Annotated in this window: 13 protein-coding genes; 5 read left to right on the forward strand and 8 right to left on the reverse strand. The window is 54.0% G+C overall.

What is annotated here, in order from left to right; all coding sequences use genetic code 11:
* Window positions 1-38 precede the first annotated feature (38 nt).
* The 4 genes from DRW39_RS05825 to DRW39_RS05850 all read right to left on the reverse strand — a co-directional run bounded on the left by DRW39_RS05825 (window position 39) and on the right by DRW39_RS05850 (window position 5,460).
* Window positions 39-800, reverse strand: coding sequence for a GLPGLI family protein (locus tag DRW39_RS05825; protein ID WP_116106075.1), 762 nt, complete (start codon window positions 798-800; stop codon window positions 39-41).
* Window positions 801-954: 154 nt separating this feature from the next.
* Complete coding sequence (locus DRW39_RS05830) at window positions 955-1,275, reverse strand: hypothetical protein (RefSeq protein ID WP_116106076.1); 321 nt, start codon at window positions 1,273-1,275, stop codon at window positions 955-957.
* Between the two features lie 1,086 nt (window positions 1,276-2,361).
* Window positions 2,362-3,642, reverse strand: coding sequence for a dicarboxylate/amino acid:cation symporter (locus tag DRW39_RS05845; RefSeq protein WP_116106079.1), 1,281 nt, complete (start codon window positions 3,640-3,642; stop codon window positions 2,362-2,364).
* A 483-nt stretch (window positions 3,643-4,125) separates the two neighbouring features.
* Window positions 4,126-5,460 carry an acyl-CoA thioester hydrolase/BAAT C-terminal domain-containing protein gene (locus DRW39_RS05850; RefSeq protein ID WP_157975952.1) on the reverse strand — a complete coding sequence of 445 codons (1,335 nt, stop codon included), beginning with the start codon at window positions 5,458-5,460 and terminating at the stop codon, window positions 4,126-4,128.
* Between the two features lie 577 nt (window positions 5,461-6,037).
* Between DRW39_RS05850 and DRW39_RS22605 the strand changes: the two genes are divergently transcribed.
* The 3 genes from DRW39_RS22605 (at window position 6,038) to DRW39_RS05860 (ending at window position 7,101) form a co-directional block, all read left to right on the forward strand.
* A complete protein-coding gene (locus DRW39_RS22605; RefSeq protein ID WP_232830075.1) occupies window positions 6,038-6,382 on the forward strand; it encodes a hypothetical protein in 345 nt (114 codons plus the stop codon).
* A 107-nt stretch (window positions 6,383-6,489) separates the two neighbouring features.
* The gene (locus DRW39_RS22610) at window positions 6,490-6,879 is read left to right on the forward strand and encodes a transposase (RefSeq protein WP_255419240.1); all 390 of its coding nucleotides are present in this window, start codon (window positions 6,490-6,492) and stop codon (window positions 6,877-6,879) included.
* A 27-nt stretch (window positions 6,880-6,906) separates the two neighbouring features.
* Window positions 6,907-7,101 carry a hypothetical protein gene (locus DRW39_RS05860; RefSeq protein ID WP_116106082.1) on the forward strand — a complete coding sequence of 65 codons (195 nt, stop codon included), beginning with the start codon at window positions 6,907-6,909 and terminating at the stop codon, window positions 7,099-7,101.
* Between the two features lie 269 nt (window positions 7,102-7,370).
* Here DRW39_RS05860 and DRW39_RS05865 read toward each other — a convergent pair whose 3' ends face one another.
* Entirely contained in the window at window positions 7,371-8,261 is an 891-nt protein-coding gene (locus DRW39_RS05865) for a hypothetical protein (protein WP_116106083.1), read from the reverse strand.
* A 180-nt stretch (window positions 8,262-8,441) separates the two neighbouring features.
* Complete coding sequence (locus DRW39_RS05870; RefSeq protein ID WP_116106084.1) at window positions 8,442-10,115, reverse strand: IS1182 family transposase; 1,674 nt, start codon at window positions 10,113-10,115, stop codon at window positions 8,442-8,444.
* A gap of 256 nt (window positions 10,116-10,371) precedes the next feature.
* Between DRW39_RS05870 and DRW39_RS05875 the strand changes: the two genes are divergently transcribed.
* On the forward strand, window positions 10,372-11,688 hold the full coding sequence (locus DRW39_RS05875) for an IS4 family transposase (protein WP_116106085.1): 1,317 nt from the start codon (window positions 10,372-10,374) through the stop codon (window positions 11,686-11,688).
* A 227-nt stretch (window positions 11,689-11,915) separates the two neighbouring features.
* Here the strand turns inward: DRW39_RS05875 and DRW39_RS05880 are convergent, their stop codons facing one another.
* Window positions 11,916-12,722: a hypothetical protein gene (locus tag DRW39_RS05880; RefSeq protein ID WP_116106086.1), complete on the reverse strand. Its 807-nt coding sequence runs from the start codon at window positions 12,720-12,722 to the stop codon at window positions 11,916-11,918.
* A 745-nt stretch (window positions 12,723-13,467) separates the two neighbouring features.
* Here DRW39_RS05880 and DRW39_RS05885 point away from each other — a divergent pair.
* Complete coding sequence (locus tag DRW39_RS05885; protein ID WP_116106087.1) at window positions 13,468-15,099, forward strand: hypothetical protein; 1,632 nt, start codon at window positions 13,468-13,470, stop codon at window positions 15,097-15,099.
* 26 nt (window positions 15,100-15,125) lie between these two features.
* Here DRW39_RS05885 and DRW39_RS05890 read toward each other — a convergent pair whose 3' ends face one another.
* A complete protein-coding gene (locus DRW39_RS05890; RefSeq protein WP_116106088.1) occupies window positions 15,126-17,393 on the reverse strand; it encodes a glycoside hydrolase family 3 N-terminal domain-containing protein in 2,268 nt (755 codons plus the stop codon).
* Window positions 17,394-17,416: the final 23 nt, after the last annotated feature.

The following is a 17,416-nucleotide window of genomic DNA, read 5'->3' on the forward strand; positions in this document are numbered from 1 at the left end:
GGGTCAGTACCTTACTGTACCTTGTGGTGAGCGTCACTTTACTCGGTCAGTTCGAAATAACTCGGCGTCTTATTATCCAGCTTTACCGTGATGCCGGGCATACTCGCCCATTTAGCCCACTTGTCCGCAATGACCTTCGCTCGGGTGGTATAGAACTTGTCGAAGGAAACGTTTTTGCCCTTGGCCGGGGGCAGTTGCCATTCATCGTCCGTAGCGGTAATTTGCTCGATTCCCAGCGCTTTAAATTTTATCATACCGGTATCGTCGCTGGCTTCCAGAATAAGGCCGGGCAGTTGGCCCAGTTTCCAGGGGCCGAAGGGCAGCGGTAACTCGGGCGTGAACCAGGCAACGTAGGTCCGGCCACGAAACGTAACGCTGGCTGACGTACAGGCATAGCCGGCCACGTCTTTGGTTTCTTCACCGATCGTCCAATTCAGGTCAGGCAGGGGTTCCGTGACGATGAAGGACTGATCGGTCACCAACTCCCGCGAGGTCAGGGTACGTTGGCTTACGTCGGTATGGAAAGCAAATCCGATGGGATCGTAATAACGAAGTTTAACCCTTTCTTCTAATTCACTTACAACCGTTTGCCCGCCGGTAGTATCCTGGACGTACCGATAGGTGGCCATCCGCTCGTCTGCTATTAGGTCGGCGTAGTTGATTTCGGCAAAAAAGGAATGGTCGCCTTCTTCCACATTCCGGTTAACGATTTGTTGGTAGCTTACTTTGAGGGTGTTTTTTTTGGCGACCACCAGGCTACTCAACCCGACGAGGAGCAGGGTTAATAGGAGTTTATTCATCGTGGCTATGGGTAATTTCGGTTAATTGGACTCAGCATTAGGTACTATACCTGCTGCCTCGCTACCATATGGGAATAAATAAGCAGGATAAATTACAAAGGGGAAGTGGAGATCATACTCCAACTTCCCCCCGGTATCACATTAACCTGTAATCTTAAAGCATGGCTTTAATCTTCCGCCAGGCTCCTTTGCAGGTTCTAGCTGTAGCACTGATGGTACCCCCGATACCACCAGGAGTCGCTTCCACCGTGATGGTGCAGCTTCCAACCTCCTGCACTACCTCAACATTGGTGATGCTGCCGTCGGAGGGAAGATCGGCCAGAATGAATTGTACGAGCGCATCCGTATCTACCGACACGTCACTTACAACTTGAACCTGCGGGTCTGTTCCATCAACAACACCACTAGTATTACCTACGGCGAAAAGGGAGGACACACCTAAAATGCATACGAGTACCAATAATGAATTTCTCATTAATCGAGGAATATTCGATTTCTTCCGCAATGTGCTAAGGGGCGAAGAAGACGACCCCACCAAAATTACACTATCGACTGGGCCCGGTGTTAAAACTGTTCTTCTGATTATATAAATATATATCCGGCATTCGATGCGCGCAATAGGCGCCGACGCGATAGCTTTGCTTTTGGTTAGGGCATCCCCGACGGACTAAGGATATGCTGGGTTCTTTGCGGCAAACCGTGCATTCTTTAACTTTTGGGACAGTGAAATAGGTAGGCGTTGGCTGGGTACGTGGTTCGAGTGGTCAGGATAGCATCGCCCAACTACGCACGTCGCGAAGCATCTCCGCCATACCGCAATGCACCCGGTGAAGCGTAAAACAGCGTGCCCGGCATGCGAGACACGCTGTTTTAATCCATCACGGGAAGCTTTAAGGGCTACTTAGGTTGGGATTGAAATCCTCAAACATGCCGCTCGGATTCCCCTTCCAGGCCCATACGTGGAGTGCGGAATCCGCAAAGGGCCGAGCAAAGGGATGATAATGGATCGCACCGGCAAACATCGGCGGGGTCTTACCGACGTGGAGGTACTCGATCGCCACCAGTTTATAGCTGCCGTTGTTTTTCATCTCTTAGACCAGCACCTCGGGCTCCAGGGATACGCAATCCTTGGTATCGACAAAGCCGTCGGGTCGGCCAGGGCAGCTTCGGGGTCGAGGTACGGTAGGGTGGCCTGACGTACCGCGGCCACCGCTTTGTTAAGGTGGCTTTTGTTCGCCTTGCCTTCGAGCTTCCCTGCCTCAGGCGCTGGCGTGGTGAGACCGGTATCCTTGGTACAGGCGGTAAGCACCATGAGTACCCCAAGGAGTAGGGCGAGAGAAATTCACGTGCAGTTCTACATAGTAGGTAATTGAAAGAGCGTGCCGCAATGTATCCGCACTCTACCCGACCACGAATTATTATATTTTTACGTATAGACCTAAAACCGCATAGTGGTTGGCTAGTAATATACATTCCGGCAAATGTGGTATACCGGCGGGGCGGATCGCGCAAGCATATGTTGCGATTAGCCAGATCTGAACGGTGCAATGCCCGGCGTCATTCACCTCGCCACGGCATCGACGTCCAGCTTCCCGACCGATTTGGCGACGACCATCGCCACCGCCGCGTCGCCCGTAATGTTGGCGATGGTGCGGCACATATCCAGGGGACGATCGACGGCGAAGATCAGGGCAATGCCCTCCACGGGGATCCCCGCCTGCCCGAGCACGATGACCAGCATCACGATGCCGGCACTCGGAACGGCCGCCGCGTCGATCGATGCCATACTGGCCGTGACGATGATGCCGAGTTGGGTGGCCAGGTCGAGTTCCAGCCCAAAGACCTGGGCCACGAAGACGGCGGCCACCGCCTGGTGCAGACTCGTACCGTCCATATTCACGGTAGCGCCGATGGGCAGCACGAAACTGGCGATCTCCTCCCCCACCCCGAGCTTCCCGGTGGTGCACTCCAGGGTCGCGGGCAGGGTCGCCGCGCTGGAACTGGTGCTGAAGGCCAGCAACTGCGCCGGCGCGATGCCACGGAAAAACCGCCCGTATGCTACGCCCGTCAGCAAACGCACCAACAAGGGATACAAGATCAGTATAAGTATGCCCAGTCCCAGTAGCACGCATACGCTGTACGACAGCAGCGCCGCGAACAGGTCGGCACTCGGTGCCTCCACCACCAGGGCCGCCAGCAAAGCGAATACCGCGTAGGGAGCGGTGCTCATCAAGAGGTCGATTAACCTGAGCACTACGTCGTTCACGCTGTCAAAAAAGGCCTTCACGGGTCGCGCCTTCACCGGGTCGATCAGGATCAGCCCGATACCGAAAAAGACGACGAAGAAGATCACCTGCAGCATATTCCCGTTGAAGGAGGCCGCCCCGACAATGTTATCCGGCACCATATCCACCAGGAACTGCAGCGGCCCCTGGTCGGATTGCGACGTAGCGATCTCGATCCGCTGATTGGCGTCGTTGGCGTAGGCCGCCAGCAGGTTCTCCCGCGTCTCCTCCGAAACCACCTTCCCCGGATTCACCAGATTGACGATGCCCAGTCCGATGGTCACCGCCGTTACGGTCGTCACCAGGTAGAGCCCCAGGGTGCGCCCACCGATCCGCGAGAGTTGGGAGACGTCCTTCAGGTCGCTGATCCCCTTGATGAGGGAAGCCACGATCAGCGGAATGGCGATCAGCTTCAGCGCATTAATGAAGATGATGCCGAAGGGTTTGATCCAGTCCACTACGAAGTCGCTGACGCCCAGGGTACTGGCGGCGAAGCCAAAGAGTACGCCCAGGACCATGCCGATGATGATCTTCCAGTGTAGGGGTAGGGACTTCATACGATGGCGGAGAATTGCAGTATGGGGTAAAGCTACGCTGGTGGAAAATGGTAATGGAAGTGAAATTGGCAAAGGCGCCGCCCCCTACCAGCTAGTCATTCTCTACGATGACCGATTACGTCTGGACCTGTGAGGAGGCCGTCCGGTATATTTTACCCATGCCTCCGCAGTCTTTTACGGGGGCTTGACCAAAAGCTACTTACGCTAGAAAATGACGTGACACACTTTATGCAATACTCCCGGTCCATCCTCCATTTTCCGACCCAAAATTAACCACCAGCAGCCCGAAAGCTACCGCCCGAACTCACGATGGTACTGCCTACGGAGTCAGCGTACCGGTTCAATACCCATAGATTGGTTTTTCACCCGGCGGCTGGGTCCAACAGAAGCGCAACGTGAGGCGCTCGCTGCGCTGGTCTCACTTTGACGCTTAAATGTTGGGCGAATTTTTAATTAAGCTCTACTATTCAGATAATCAACACTTTACTTTCTGATAAATGCTAATATATCATTCCAGGACTCAATGGCAGCAATAGCGTTTCCCTCATTTGTACCGCCCTTAGCTGAGCTCTCCGAATAGTCCTCAGGTGGGAGATATGGTATTCCGCAACCTTGGCCTCCACCGGCAAAGTTATGCCCAGCATCATCATACGATTTATGCAGATAGGGGTAGTTAAAATTATTGTTTGCTAGCCTATCCATCATCCTTTCGGCCATCATCGCTGATGGCCACATCTTATCATCAGCCCCGGATATGAAAAGTATCGGGCACTCTATCTTCTCCACCGGTATGCTGGCTCTGCTGATCATTGCCGAGTCTTGGAATGCACTCAGAAACTTTGGGCCATCATGGTATTGTACTCCCTCTTGCCTCATCTTTAATTCAATTCTTTCCGATTCCTCGTCCGTATACTCTGCATAGGGAAACGATATATTACGGTGTGTAAATGACGATTTCCCTTCTTCCCAACCAAACCATACCACACTAGAGGGGGCCTCGACGACTACATAAGCGACTCCATGATACTCACTAGCATACAGCAATGCTGGTTGTGAGCCCATTGACCTTCCCATTATTCCAATGCGGTTTTGGTTAATTTCTGGTCTATTTTTTAACCAATTGAATGCTCCGTGTATATATTCTAGTGGAACTTCAACAATTCCATCCGGAAGACCTCTTCCATTAAAATACTTTAGGTCTAATACTGCGAATCCTTCAGTAGCAAATAACGAGGCTCTCTCTGATCTAAATTGTCCACCAGAACCTCCTAAAAAGATAATTGCAGGGAGGCTTTCTTTATCTTTGGGCTTGTAATATTCGGCAACAACAGTATCATTAAGTTCAAGAACTTCAAGGTTTGCCTCGTTAAATTCTCTCGTACTTATTCTGTACGTTGAATCACTAGCGACAACTGAATCGTTAGCCACAACATCTATAAAAGCCATGAAGCCAGTGCCGGTGGAGACTTGGTGATAATCATCGCATTTTGCGGACCAAAACAATCCCATCGGATGTACGCCTGTATAGTTGCCGCCCAATGAAGGTTGAATACTGGGATCTATCGTTCCCGCTTTGTCCGCGAGAAACGTTGCTTCCGAAGTCCAAATATAGTTTTTTTCGTCCTTGAACTTAAGTTTCAAGGTAGCCTCTGTAGAAGGTTGAATACCTGATACTTGAATAGTTATTGGCTTGTAGTAAAAGCTGCTATCTGAATCAATAGATATACTGATTCTGTCCGCATCCCCATTCTTTTCACAACTAGTCATGAAGGAAATGGATATAAATAGAAATGCGAATTCTTTGAATACAGATCTCATAGTTTTCCTTTGGTTAAGACTAAAGACGATGCTACCGCCTATAGGTTGTATGGTAGTCTTCAAAATGACGCATCCAAAATCTCAATTCAAAGTAGTCACTCTACTTGATTTGCGAATAGGCGTCTGATTATCAACCCAAATTTACTTTGACGTAATCCTCTTTCAGAATTCACTCAACTCGCTAATTACCGCTTCTCAGTTGGATTTCTTGCGGTTTTAGGGCCGCCTTTAATGGCGGCATTTCGCCCAACGGAAGGCTGTGCAAAAAGTCCAACTCGACCGACAATCGCCGACAAATGTTTGGAACAATACTTTTCGTAAATCGCTGAATCATATAATTAGTAAATTTTTGTCCGGATAGGCAAAAGTCCTTCGGCGAGCGTAGCCGGCGTTGGAGCTTTTGCACAGTCTGACGGGTGCGCCACCGCAGACCGGCTTTACCGACCAACTAATGGATCAGTAGATTTCTTTCCTAGCCGATAAAGCAATCTCGACACCCAACAGCTTAACCGCCGGCTTGATGACGGCGCTGTGTACATGACCATTGAGCTAAGGCATTCCGAAAATACGGCCCCGCTTGCGTTGCACTAGCATAAGGCCCATCTTCCGCTACTTTTCCGCTCTGCGCCGCCGGCTTGCCCTCACCCCCCGGCGGCGACGGCAATACATTTACGATCCCGACCGTACGTTCGTGCGCCGTAGCCCCCTCACCTTTGCCCGTACGGTCAGTCTGGTGGTCGATCTGGCCCGCCAGTCCCTGGCCGTCGAACTGGGCCGCTTCTTCCGCTGGCGCCCCGAGGACATCGTCACCAAATCCGCCTTCTGCCAACGCCGCAAAGCCATAACACCCACCTTCTTCAAAGACCTCTTCGTCCAAACCTCCCGGCTATTTTATCGCCACTTTCCCCGGCACCGGCGCTAAAAGGGGAAGCGGCTGATTGCCGTGGACGGAACCGGACAGGCCCTGCCCAATTTTGCCTGGCTCGGCCGCGTCTTCGGCTTCCATCTCAACCAGCTGATAAAGAGTGCATCGTAACCAGCCGGCTCCGTACCGGGCGGGGGTACAGCAAACTCAAAGAACTGGGGCTGCGACCCGAACGGGGCGCCCCGTTCCGGGTGCGGTTAGTGCGCGTAGAGCTGGAGGACGGTACCGTGGAGGTACTCATGACCTCCCTGACCGATCGGCGGCGCTACCCCCACGGTGTCTTCAAGTGGCTATACGGCAAACGCTGGGGCGTCGAAACGGCCATCTTCACCCTCAAATCGTTCCTCCAGTTGGCGCTGATCTCGGCCTACACCCAGCCCGGAGTGGAACAGGACCTCTGGGCAAGCTTTGCCTTCTACAACCAGCAGAGCGTCCTGCTCGCCGCCAGTGAGGAGGAGGTACAACGGGCTACCGCTCACCGCCAGTTCGCCTAGCGCATCAACCGGAACGTGACGGCCGGGATGCTGCAGCGTTTTCTCTACCACATCTACCTGGACGGTCCGGCTACCTGGCGAAGGAAAATGCTAGTCTTACTGGAACTGATGCCCCGCTACACCGAGCCCTACCGTCCCGATCGCCAGCGGGAACGGGAGCGGAAAATAATGCGGATGAATAACCGCCATATCCACGAGAAAAATTATAGAAAAGCAGTATAAACACCCGCATATCTACCGTCACAGTATCCCTCGTACAACGAGGGCGGGCCAGGGGTATGTTCACACCGAATCAACGAAAATAAGGCAGCCTGGTATGGCTGGAAAACGGGCCCTGGCTAGGGATGAGAAAAACAAGGCGGCGCCTTAACTTAATGGTGTTGGCGCAATGTTGGGCGACTCACTTTGATCCTTATTATATTTGACTAACGTCCATTTCTCTAATCCCTTATATTCAAATAATACCCGAAGTCTACCCACATTTTTCTAGCTTAATGTGTGTTTGCAATTATCGTGGTTAGTGAAGGCTCGATTGCTAATACGTGCCATCCTCCGTAAACCACCATCACAGTGTCGTGTAGTTTCAATTGCTCTTCAATGGTTCGGAGCAGGTAAATATCTCGAAGTTCTTTTGATTTTCTCGCGACCGTATTAAAGTGATGTTGGTTACCGAAGGGTATGAAGTCAAGCTGATTTATATTGTTACGGACCTCATCAAAATTATTCCAGTCAATCCTACCTCCAAAAAATTTTTCAAACCCCTGCTGATAGTATACAAATGTTTGCTCCTCCGGGCTAAGTTTGATATCATCGTAATGCATAAGATTGTAAATAAACTTTCTTTCATATAAGTGATCTAAATCACCTGCATACTCACCAAATACATAGGGCAATAATAATCTCTCAGTTCCATAAAACATAATGGCTTCTTCTCGACTAAATGCATCTGCCAGCTCCATAAATTCGAGTCGTTGTGGTTCGTCCCCATTTACAGTCTCTATACCTAGTTTGTCTGCTAGATACTTATCAAAGCCCAGATCACTATCTTCTGTGATTGCTTGTCCCAATGATGTATATGATTTATGCAAATCCCCTCCTTCATTTATTAAAATGTCAGGCAGAACATTATAAAATATTCTTTCCATAGATTCATACATAGGATTCAGAGAGTCAAAGGAATGCTGGGTGCCAAGCACAACTAACCTTTTCTCTCGATGAGACAAATCAATAACATATGGATTCTTGGGAAGATTACCCATGCTGTCTACCGGAATATCAAGATATGACACAAGTTGATATTCAGTGTTCTCGCTATCTTTAATTACGAAACAAGAAACTACAAACAACATTGATGCAGCTAAAAGTAGGGTTGCCTTTTTCATACAATATTTTCTAACCCCGCCTACAAAAATACTGCCGGATGTCGACTCTGAGCTTTGCAAATCTGTCTGGTTTCGTCCATCTAAATCATCTTATCACCGATTGACTCCCTTTTCTAATCGGACCGCCTTAAATGGCGGTCTGTCGCCCAACGGGAGGCTGTGCAAAAGCTCCCACTCAAACTAAGCAAAAATCGGCTGCGCCCGCCTTACTTTTAATATTCGCCGAAAATCAGCCCTGAAGCGCTTCACAACGCTCCAATTTGATCCTCGGACAGGCCATAATGCCACTATTTCGGTCAAAAAACGCCCCTTCAGCCGCCGCACCAGCTCCAATACGCCCAAAATGGACATACTCCGCCGCAGGTTGTAGCAGCAGGCCAGCAAACTGAACTCCCCGTCGACCTTTTCCAGCCCCTTGACCAGGGTGTAGGTAGCCCCCCAACTTCGTTTTAAAGTTCCGAACGGGTGTTCCACGATCGCCTGGCGCCGGGGATACACTTCCGGCCTGTCCTTCAGCCGCTCGTGGTTTCTCTCCACCGCCCCGGCGTGTTCTTGCCGCGTCAGTACTTTACCGTGGCGTTGCCTACGCCCCGCCGCACTCACGCACTGCTCGTAGAGCGGACACTGGCGACACACCTCCACCGACGAGCGGTAGTTACGAAAGCGTTTGCCACTACCGACGCCGCCGTCCTTGCGCCGTCGCTGGTACCACTTGCCCGTCGTAATCAGCTGCCGGTCCGCCGGACAACGGTAGCAGTCCTGGTCGGCGTCGTAGACAAACTCCCGCGGACCGTAGCCACGCTCGGTCGTACGGCCCCGCCGGGTCTGTTTGCGCTCGGCCACGAAGGGCTCCATACCCAGATCCTCTACCGCCTGTAAGTTGGTCGCGTCGTGAGCTTTTGGCAGGGGCCCCTCCCCCTGCCAACGCATGTCCGCTAACACCTCGGTCGGCGCTTCCGATTCAACGGGGAGTTCCAATGTCTCCTTAGCCGCCCCCGCCAGCCCCGCCAAAGCGTTGATGTCGCCTGCGTTCGTGGCCTCCGTATGCACGATCAGGTGATGCGCATCGTCCACCACCGACTGTACGTTGTAGCCCACCAGCGACTCGGTGCCCTTCACCATCAGCGAGCGGGCGTCCTCATCCGTCTCACTGAGCTGATTTTCCCCACTCTCCTCGAGCTCCTTTTGCATCTCCTCGTAGCGTTCCTTCCGCTCGCGCAGCGTGGCCAGTTTGTCGACTGCCTGCTGCTGTAACTCCCGCTTTTGGTCGCTGTCTTCCTGGGCGTCCCGGTCGGCAAAATCCTGCAGCGCCTCCTCGATGCCCCGATCGATGCGTTCCAGGCTCCGCTTTAGCTTAGCGGAGTTGAAGAGCTTACATCTGGGCCCCCTTCCCCAGATGACGCGGCGCGCGTTCTGCGCGTGGATCTTCGTACCGTCCACCGCCAGGCGCTTGCCGGCGATCAAGTCCCAGTTCTTTAGCAACAGGACGTATTGTTTAAAGACCTCTTTAAGTGCCTTGGGATGGACCTTGCGGAAATCAGCGATCGTATGGTACTTCGGCTTCAGGTTGCCCGTCAGCCACATCACCTCGATGTTGACCTCGCAGGCGCGTTGTAGTCGGCGGCTGCTGCGGATCCGGTTCAGGTAGCCATACAGGTACAGCTTTAGCAGCAGTTCCGGACCAAAAGCGCTCGCTCCATCCGCCTGTACGGCCTTGAAGCCTAGCTTGGGTAAGTCCAGTTGGTCGACAAAAGCCGCTACTACACGGACTTCGGCCGTAGCCGGGATCATTACTTCCAACGGTGTGGCAAAAAGCCCGAACTGGGTGGTATCTATCCCTTTCTTCTTGGGCATCTTTCTCGGGTATCGGTGGGGTACCCTTAAGATACGGCAAGAAAATCGGAAACCATACTTTTTGCACACTCTGACGATTGCCTACCCGACGGCCGCCTCTATCAGCCAACATTCCTCGTTTTGGTATTCTTTACGGCTGCTTCTAAAGCAATAATAGCACCTAAAAACTCAACAGGCGGCTGTACGTGGTAGGCGGTGTTTACGGCCATTAAGCTAAGTTATTTCACAACATTAGGTTTCTCCTGATCTTAGACGGATGACCCGCGCCCTGACCCGCTTCCTCTCCTTTCTACGTGCCTTCCCCGATCTCAACGCAGAGGCTCGCCAGAAGTACATTGTGGAGCCCCACCGACGGTTTACCCGCTCCAGTCCGCTGACCTTCCGGCGGACCGTTGCCTTTATTCTGCAACTCGTGCGTAAATCCACCGCCGTGGAGTTGCACGATTTCTTTGTCAGCCTGGGATCCTTCCCGGTTACAAAGTCTGCCATCGTCCAACGCCGCAAGCACATCCGCCCCCTATTCTTCAAGGACTTCTTCTACCAATCCGTTCAGGCTTTCTACGCCAGCTTTCGCCATGCCCGCCGCTGGCGATCCCACCTTCTCATTGCCGTTGACGGTACGGGCCAGACCCTACCCCGCGAAAGTTGGATCGGGCAGGCCTTCGGCTTTCACCAAAACCAGCACGACAATGTGCCCTCCACCCGCATCCTGCTAACCTACGATCTGCTTAACCGTATTATTCTACGCGCTGACTTACATACACAGAAGAGCGGAGAGATCCGGCATGCGTACCCCAATGTGGAGCACCTGCCCACCAAAGCCATCTACATCTATGACCGCGGCTTCGCCGGCTATGGTCTGCCATTCCTGCACCGCCGCCACGGTTCCGACTGCATCATTCGCTTATCTATCACCATGAGTCCGCAGGTAGTGGACTTTGTACGCAGCGGAGAAGCTGACCGGATCATCAAAGTCCATTTGCTGGGGCGGGCCTTACGTACGCTGCGTCAGCTCGGCTTACGCCCCGAGGAACGCCACCCGCTGGAATTACGCCTGGTGCGCGTAGAACTACCCACCGGGGAAGTAGAGGTCCTATTGACCACGCTGTTACACCGGCAGCGCTTTCACCATCGGCGAATGGGGGAACTGTACGGGATGCGCTGGGGCGTAGAGACGGGCATCTCCCACCTCAAGTCCTATCTACAAATGGCGCTGACCTCCGCCTACACTCAGCCCGGGGTGGAACAGGACCTCTGGTCGACCTTCTGGTTCTATAATGTACAGAGTGCCTGCCTGCTGGATCGAGAACAAGCCAAGGCCGCACGTACCCAACACCGTCAGTATAGCTACCGCATCAACCGGAACGTGACCGCCGGGCTGATCAAAAGGTGGCTGCCCACCCTGTTTTTAGAGGGCGTGCGCCGGTGGCGCGCCCGGACTAAGGTCTTATTGGACGAACTGGTTTCCCACCTCGAACCCTATAGGCCCCGCCTGAGCCGTGTGCGCATCAGACGGATCTTGCGGAGTCAGGACCGACACGTTTACGAACCAAACTATCGCTCAGCTATGTAAGGATTGGCCAAGGCAGCAGGTCACGTGCACGAGCCGTCTCACGGCCGGACGGGGGAACTATATTCCAAAGATACTTAGTCAACCCGCTCGAAGCAATGCTGGTGTAAAAGGAGCCACGGTGAAGGTTCCAGTATGACGCTTATTGCCGTAACTTAATGGAGTTGAGGCGGTGTTCGGCGCATTACTATTTTTAGTTGGGTTATACTTTTCTAATATGCACGCAGTTTTCATTCTCTACGCCTCGTATTGACTTTTCCTACAGCAAATGTAGGCGCTGAAGGAATATCCTCGATAAGCATCAACAAAATAGTCCCTCCAGGCACATCAAACCCAGAGTTGCCGTAATTGTAAACCCTCCCCCCGGGTAGAATGCCTCGCCCTCCACTATTCTTAATTGAAGTCGAATCCGGCGGTCCGTCGAACCAATCAAAGTTTAAAGTGAATATGTATTCTTCGCTATCATTTCCGTATTGGTAAGTAAGTCGATTAATGGAAATATATTCTCGTCCTGGATACCTAACTTGCTCGTAGGACCCGTCTTCGAGAAAGATGACAACTGTAAATCCTAGTGGGAAATATTGGTAAAGCATAGAATAATCAACTGAGAACTTCCTAATAAGCTTAATATTGACTTCAGAAGTTTGATTTAAATTTTGAAGAACTGTTGCATACGTGGAATTCAAAATTTGCAAGTTACGTTCTGCTATCTGCTGTGCACTATCTGCGCGATCGATTAGCTGAATCAATGAATCCTGCGAAGCTTTTGAGACCATTTGAATTGTGTCGACACCTTTTGCGATACGACTACGGACTGTCACTTCGATTGAATCAGCAGTTGCCTTAGCTATATTTTCAGCTTGAGTCTCAAATCCATCTTTAATTGTAAAAACAGCTGACAGCAGTGTGATTGAACCTAGAATAGCTAATATAATTTTGTTGCTTTTTTTGCTAGATACATCTTGTATTACTTGATATGCATAAGACACAAGTAGAATTGTCGCAGATAGAATAGCAACTATTGTTTCAGTGGTCAATGGAAAATACTTTACTCTATTTAATTTTAATACAATCTGACATTTCTAGTGGTAGTGAATGTCTTGCGCCGAACAACCACATATACGCATTGCGCATTTGCCCCCGAGCCTGCACAAACTACGCAATTTCAGATCCTCGTATGCAGTAAAACGTACGCCAGTAGACGGGTGTGCGCATTTCATGGCCAACTAGGGTGTAATCAACCCCACCCTCCGGACTGGTTAAAAGTATTCCACGTAGAAAAGCTCCAGACTTGTCAAAAAATTAAATGCTTAGATCGGCCAAATTTCTGCGGAAACTAGACCCTCGATAAGATCTTTCTACCTGCGCCCCGCCGCCAAAAAAATAGCTCCTCTACGGAGACCCAGTCGAGCTACCATCCCGCCTAAGCCAGCTAGTCGCTTTTCATGTTAAGGATATTGGCGACCGCCTACCAACCGCGCCAGATCAAAGAGGTAAAAACCGTATTAAGGCGAGGACGGTGCGAAGGCGACAACGACAACCTGCACCCAACGAAAACCCTACCCCTTCCCTGCCAATCCGGAGGGTAAATCCCGGGTATCCGCGGCTCGATGACACTCCATTAAAATATATTCGGCGGGGGACATAAATAACCCCTAAATTACAGCCCTGAAGCGCCGTTTTTAGGTATCTTACTACCTATATAAATCCCTAATAATCAGGCAGGAATCCACGCCGGGAATTAATCATTCCGTGCTACATCCTATGCACTAATCGATCTTCATGCAACTGGTCTTTCGACTGTCTTTCATTGTCATCATCTTCCTGAGCTGTGCCTCCAACGGCTATATGCAAAGCCTGGTCCCGGACCAGGTTTCCGAAGCCCCCAATTACTGGTGCACCTGGTACTGGCAGAACTACCTGATCCGCGGAGGGCAGGAGGTCACCGATCCGGATGCGGCCACCATCTACACCAACGAAGCGGCCCGGGAGGAGATGAACGAGGAAAGCATCTTCGGCGAGGGGGGTATGGCCCGGGTGATGCTGCCCCGGACGCGGAGCGATTTCTACTTCGTGATCGACCACGGCTGGCAGAATAAGCGGATCGAGGAGAATACCTTTTTTACGCTGATCACGGATACCCTCGACTTCCCGAGCTACGCTCACCTGGAACCGCGGGAGCAGTTGAAACAGATGAATGCCGACATGAAGGCGCTCGGCTGGAAGGGTCTCGGCCTGTGGGTGCGGGGAAACCCCAGCGAAGAAGAGATGCGGAAGTGCGTGGAATGGAGCAAATACGCGGGCATCGAATACTGGAAAATAGACGGTGGCGATATCGATCACTACTACGCTACCCGGATCAAGGAGGAGATCTACCCCGAGCTGACCCTGGAGCACATCACGGGTGCCGGCCCCGTCAACCCGAAGTGGCCGATGGCCGGATTGACGCTGTACCCCTCCGTTTACAACCGCGATGAACTCGTTTCCCAGGATTTGGGTCCGGCACTGGACAAAATGACCCGGAAGGTGGAGGAGTCACTGGACGTCATGCGGAACACCGATGTCTTCCGTACCTACGACGCCGCCCCCCTCATGGTAACCACCACCACCCTGCAGCGGGTGCACGATATCCTGGTGCAGACCGCGGGTGATGAAACCTACCGCGCCCTGCTCAATATCCAGGACGACCCGAACGCCGCCGCCGCCCTCGGCCTGCTCGTGGCCGCCAAGCGCCACCCGATGCTTACGCCCCGGATGTATAAGGGTAAGGATTTTCACCTCCAGATCGCCGGGGACCGCCACGTCAACCTCCGCCTCAACGAGGTAGACCGCTTCGTGCGCTGGCAACGGATTGCCCCTCCGATGCCGGCGGGTTACGGTACCTACTTATATGCGCCGGAAAATCTTGTCGACAGTATTGTCTTCCACGAGAACGATACCTGGCTAAAACGTACGCACGGTCAGATGGTCCGCCAGAGCGCGCCCGCGGTTATGGCCCGTAACCTGCCGTTACCGGAAGTCGAGGCCGAAGGAATGGCACCCTACGTCATGGCGTCCAGGTTCCCGAACGGGGCGGTGGCCGTGGCTACGGAAGGTCGCGTAACCCCCGACAGCAGCTGGATCTACCCCAAAGCGCACGTCACGGTCAATGAGGTGGAGGTCGATCAGCCCATCGGAATTTTCGGTTATTACGACTCCCTTACGCTGGAATTTCCGGAAGCACTCCCCGAGGAATTCACGGTGCTGGCGCAGGATTTGCTGGGGGATACGGCCGTTGATATCTACTCTAAAATCACCCACACCAATCACCAGATTACTTTGCCCGGGGAACTCATCGAAATGCTGGGCACGAGCGAGGGCGATCCCGGCGATATTTCGGTACCGGGATTGGTCCTGAAGGTGGTCACCGACTAGGTGGCCACCCCGCGGGAAGGGAAGATTTACTCCGTTACCAATTGGAAAGTCCGGGACTGAAAATCCGCGGATGACGGCCCTACCCGTACCTCGCAGGTGCCACTTTCGGGGCCGTAGGTCATGTCCAGCCGGGTGAAGGCCAGTAGATCGGGCGTCACAGTGAAGGTAACCGTCTTTGTTTCCCCGGGCTCGAGGGTGATCTTTTCGAACGACTTCAGTTCCATATCCGGTCGGGTAACGGAGCCGATCTGGTCCTTGAGGTACCACTGGACGACTTCGCGTCCGCTGCGGGATCCGGTGTTGGTGACGTCGACACTGACGGTCAGGCTCCCCTCCGCCGTGAGGGTGGTATCGGACAGTACCGGCTCCCCGTACTCGAAAGTCGTGTAGCTTAGCCCGTGACCGAAGGGGTACAACGGTCCGTTCTCGGTGAAGAGGTAGCCCTTTTTGTTGTTGATCTCCTTGCCGGCGTAATGAAAGGGCAGCTGACCGATGGAGCGGGGTACCGTTACGGGCAGTTTGCCGGAAGGGTTCACGTCCCCGAAGATGACCCGCGCCAGCGAGGCGTCGCGGAATTCGCTGAGGTCCCAGCCGTCCAGGATGGCGTCGGCCGATTCGGCGATCGCGTTCACGGACAGGGTTCGGCGGTGCAGCAGGCAGACCACGACCGGTTTGCCCAGTTCCTTTACCCGGCGGATGAGTTCGTCCTGCGGACCAACCGGGTCGATCGATAGTCGGTCGCCCAATGCCCCGTTGAAGAAACCCTCCTTGGCGGTGTGCTCGTCGCCGCCCAGGAAGAGGACCACGACGTCGGCATCCCGGGCCAGTTCCACCAGGCGGTCCACGTCGGCGGCGGTATCGTCGTTGAGCACCGGGATGGCCTCCGCGCCGTCGGTGAGTTCGAAGCCGGCATCGCTGACCAGCGTCACACCGGCTCCGGCCACTTCCGCGAAAGCCGCTTCCGTGGTCTCGTTCACCAGGGGACCGAGCAGGGCGATCCGTTGACCGGCCCGGGCGAGGGGCAGGGTATTCGCTTCGTTCTTGAGCAGGATGATGGACTCTTCGTCCGATTCCCGCGCGAGGGCGAGGGACGCGGCCGCTCGTACGCCCGCCTCGGTTTCGGCTACGTCCGCGTAGGGATCGTCGAAGAGCCCGAGGATGAATTTGGTCCGCAGCACGTGCCCGGCCGCCCGGTCCAGGTTGGCAACGAGGGAGGAGTCGCGGCCGACCATGGCGGGCAGCAGCGAATAGGCATCGTCGGCGTAGAGGTCCACGTCCATGCCGGCGCGCAGGGCCATCTCCGCGGCGGCCTCGGGGGATTCAGCTACTTTCATGAAGTAGAAGAGTCGCCCGATGTCGTTGGCGTCAGAGACCGTGTAGCCCTCGAATCCCCACTCGTCGCGCAGCACCTCGGTCAGCAGCCAGGGGTTGGCGTGACTGGCTACCCCGTTGAGGTCGCCGTGGCTGGCCATGATGCCTACTGTCCGTGCCTCCTGCACGGCCGCCCGGAAGGGGGGCAGGATCTCGTCGTGCAGGGTGCGGGGGGAGATCTCGATGGCCGCGAAATTAGTGCCCCCGAGGATCTGTCCGTATCCGGCGAAGTGCTTCGCCACCGCCCCGATGTGGGTGCCCGCACCGAGTCCGTCGTAGTCGCCCTGCACGCCGGTGATGGCGGCCACCACCATGCGGCTCACCAGGTAGGTGTCCTCGCCGAAGGCCTCACTCTTGCGCCCGAAGCGGGGGTCGCGGACCAGGTCGGCCTCCGGGGAATGGCACATGTGCATGCCGCGCAGCCGCGCTTCGCGGCCGACCACGTCCCACTGCCGGTGTACCAGCTCCGGATTAAAGCTCGCCGCCGACGTGATCGGCCGGCCGAAGACCGTGGAACCGGCCGCGTCCACCCCGTTGTAGGACTCGGTCACGAAGAGCGCCGGAATGCCCAGCCGGTTGTGGTCGATGATGTAGCGCTGTAGCTCGTTGTTGAGGGTGGCCGCCGCTTTTGGATTTAGGTGTTCTCCCGGGTTTTTGATACCCGCTATGCCGTGGGTCAGGCGGGTCTTTACATTCTCACTGAGGGTCAGATTACCTTCTTCATCGCCTTCTACCCCCTGGTTGGCGTGGAAGATGCGCATCTGGGCTACCTTCTCTTCCACCGTCATACGCGACAGCAGGTCCGCCACCCGCTCCTCGATGCTCCGGCCGGGGTCGCGGTAGATCGTATCGCCGGACTGCCCCCGTAAACCCGCGGTCTGCAAGAGGATCAGGAAAAGCGGCAGGAGCAGAGCATTACGCATGAATCGGGAATATGTGAGTTGCA

The organism is Lewinella sp. IMCC34191, assembly GCF_003390935.1.
GTDB lineage: Bacteria > Bacteroidota > Bacteroidia > Chitinophagales > Saprospiraceae > Neolewinella.

What these genes read in the sequence shown, in the direction of transcription:
- DRW39_RS05890 (WP_116106088.1), bottom strand. Translation starts at nt 17,393, where the DNA reads ATGCGTAATGCTCTGCTCCTGCCGCTTTTCCTGATCCTCTTGCAGACC.
- DRW39_RS05860 (WP_116106082.1), top strand. Translation starts at nt 6,907, where the DNA reads ATGCTGCAGCGTTTTCTCTACCACATCTACCTGGACGGTCCGGCTACC.
- DRW39_RS05865 (WP_116106083.1), bottom strand. Translation starts at nt 8,261, where the DNA reads ATGAAAAAGGCAACCCTACTTTTAGCTGCATCAATGTTGTTTGTAGTT.
- DRW39_RS05845 (WP_116106079.1), bottom strand. Translation starts at nt 3,642, where the DNA reads ATGAAGTCCCTACCCCTACACTGGAAGATCATCATCGGCATGGTCCTG.
- DRW39_RS05850 (WP_157975952.1), bottom strand. Translation starts at nt 5,460, where the DNA reads ATGAGATCTGTATTCAAAGAATTCGCATTTCTATTTATATCCATTTCC.
- DRW39_RS05885 (WP_116106087.1), top strand. Translation starts at nt 13,468, where the DNA reads ATGCAACTGGTCTTTCGACTGTCTTTCATTGTCATCATCTTCCTGAGC.
- DRW39_RS05825 (WP_116106075.1), bottom strand. Translation starts at nt 800, where the DNA reads ATGAATAAACTCCTATTAACCCTGCTCCTCGTCGGGTTGAGTAGCCTG.
- DRW39_RS05870 (WP_116106084.1), bottom strand. Translation starts at nt 10,115, where the DNA reads ATGCCCAAGAAGAAAGGGATAGATACCACCCAGTTCGGGCTTTTTGCC.
- DRW39_RS05830 (WP_116106076.1), bottom strand. Translation starts at nt 1,275, where the DNA reads ATGAGAAATTCATTATTGGTACTCGTATGCATTTTAGGTGTGTCCTCC.
- DRW39_RS05875 (WP_116106085.1), top strand. Translation starts at nt 10,372, where the DNA reads ATGACCCGCGCCCTGACCCGCTTCCTCTCCTTTCTACGTGCCTTCCCC.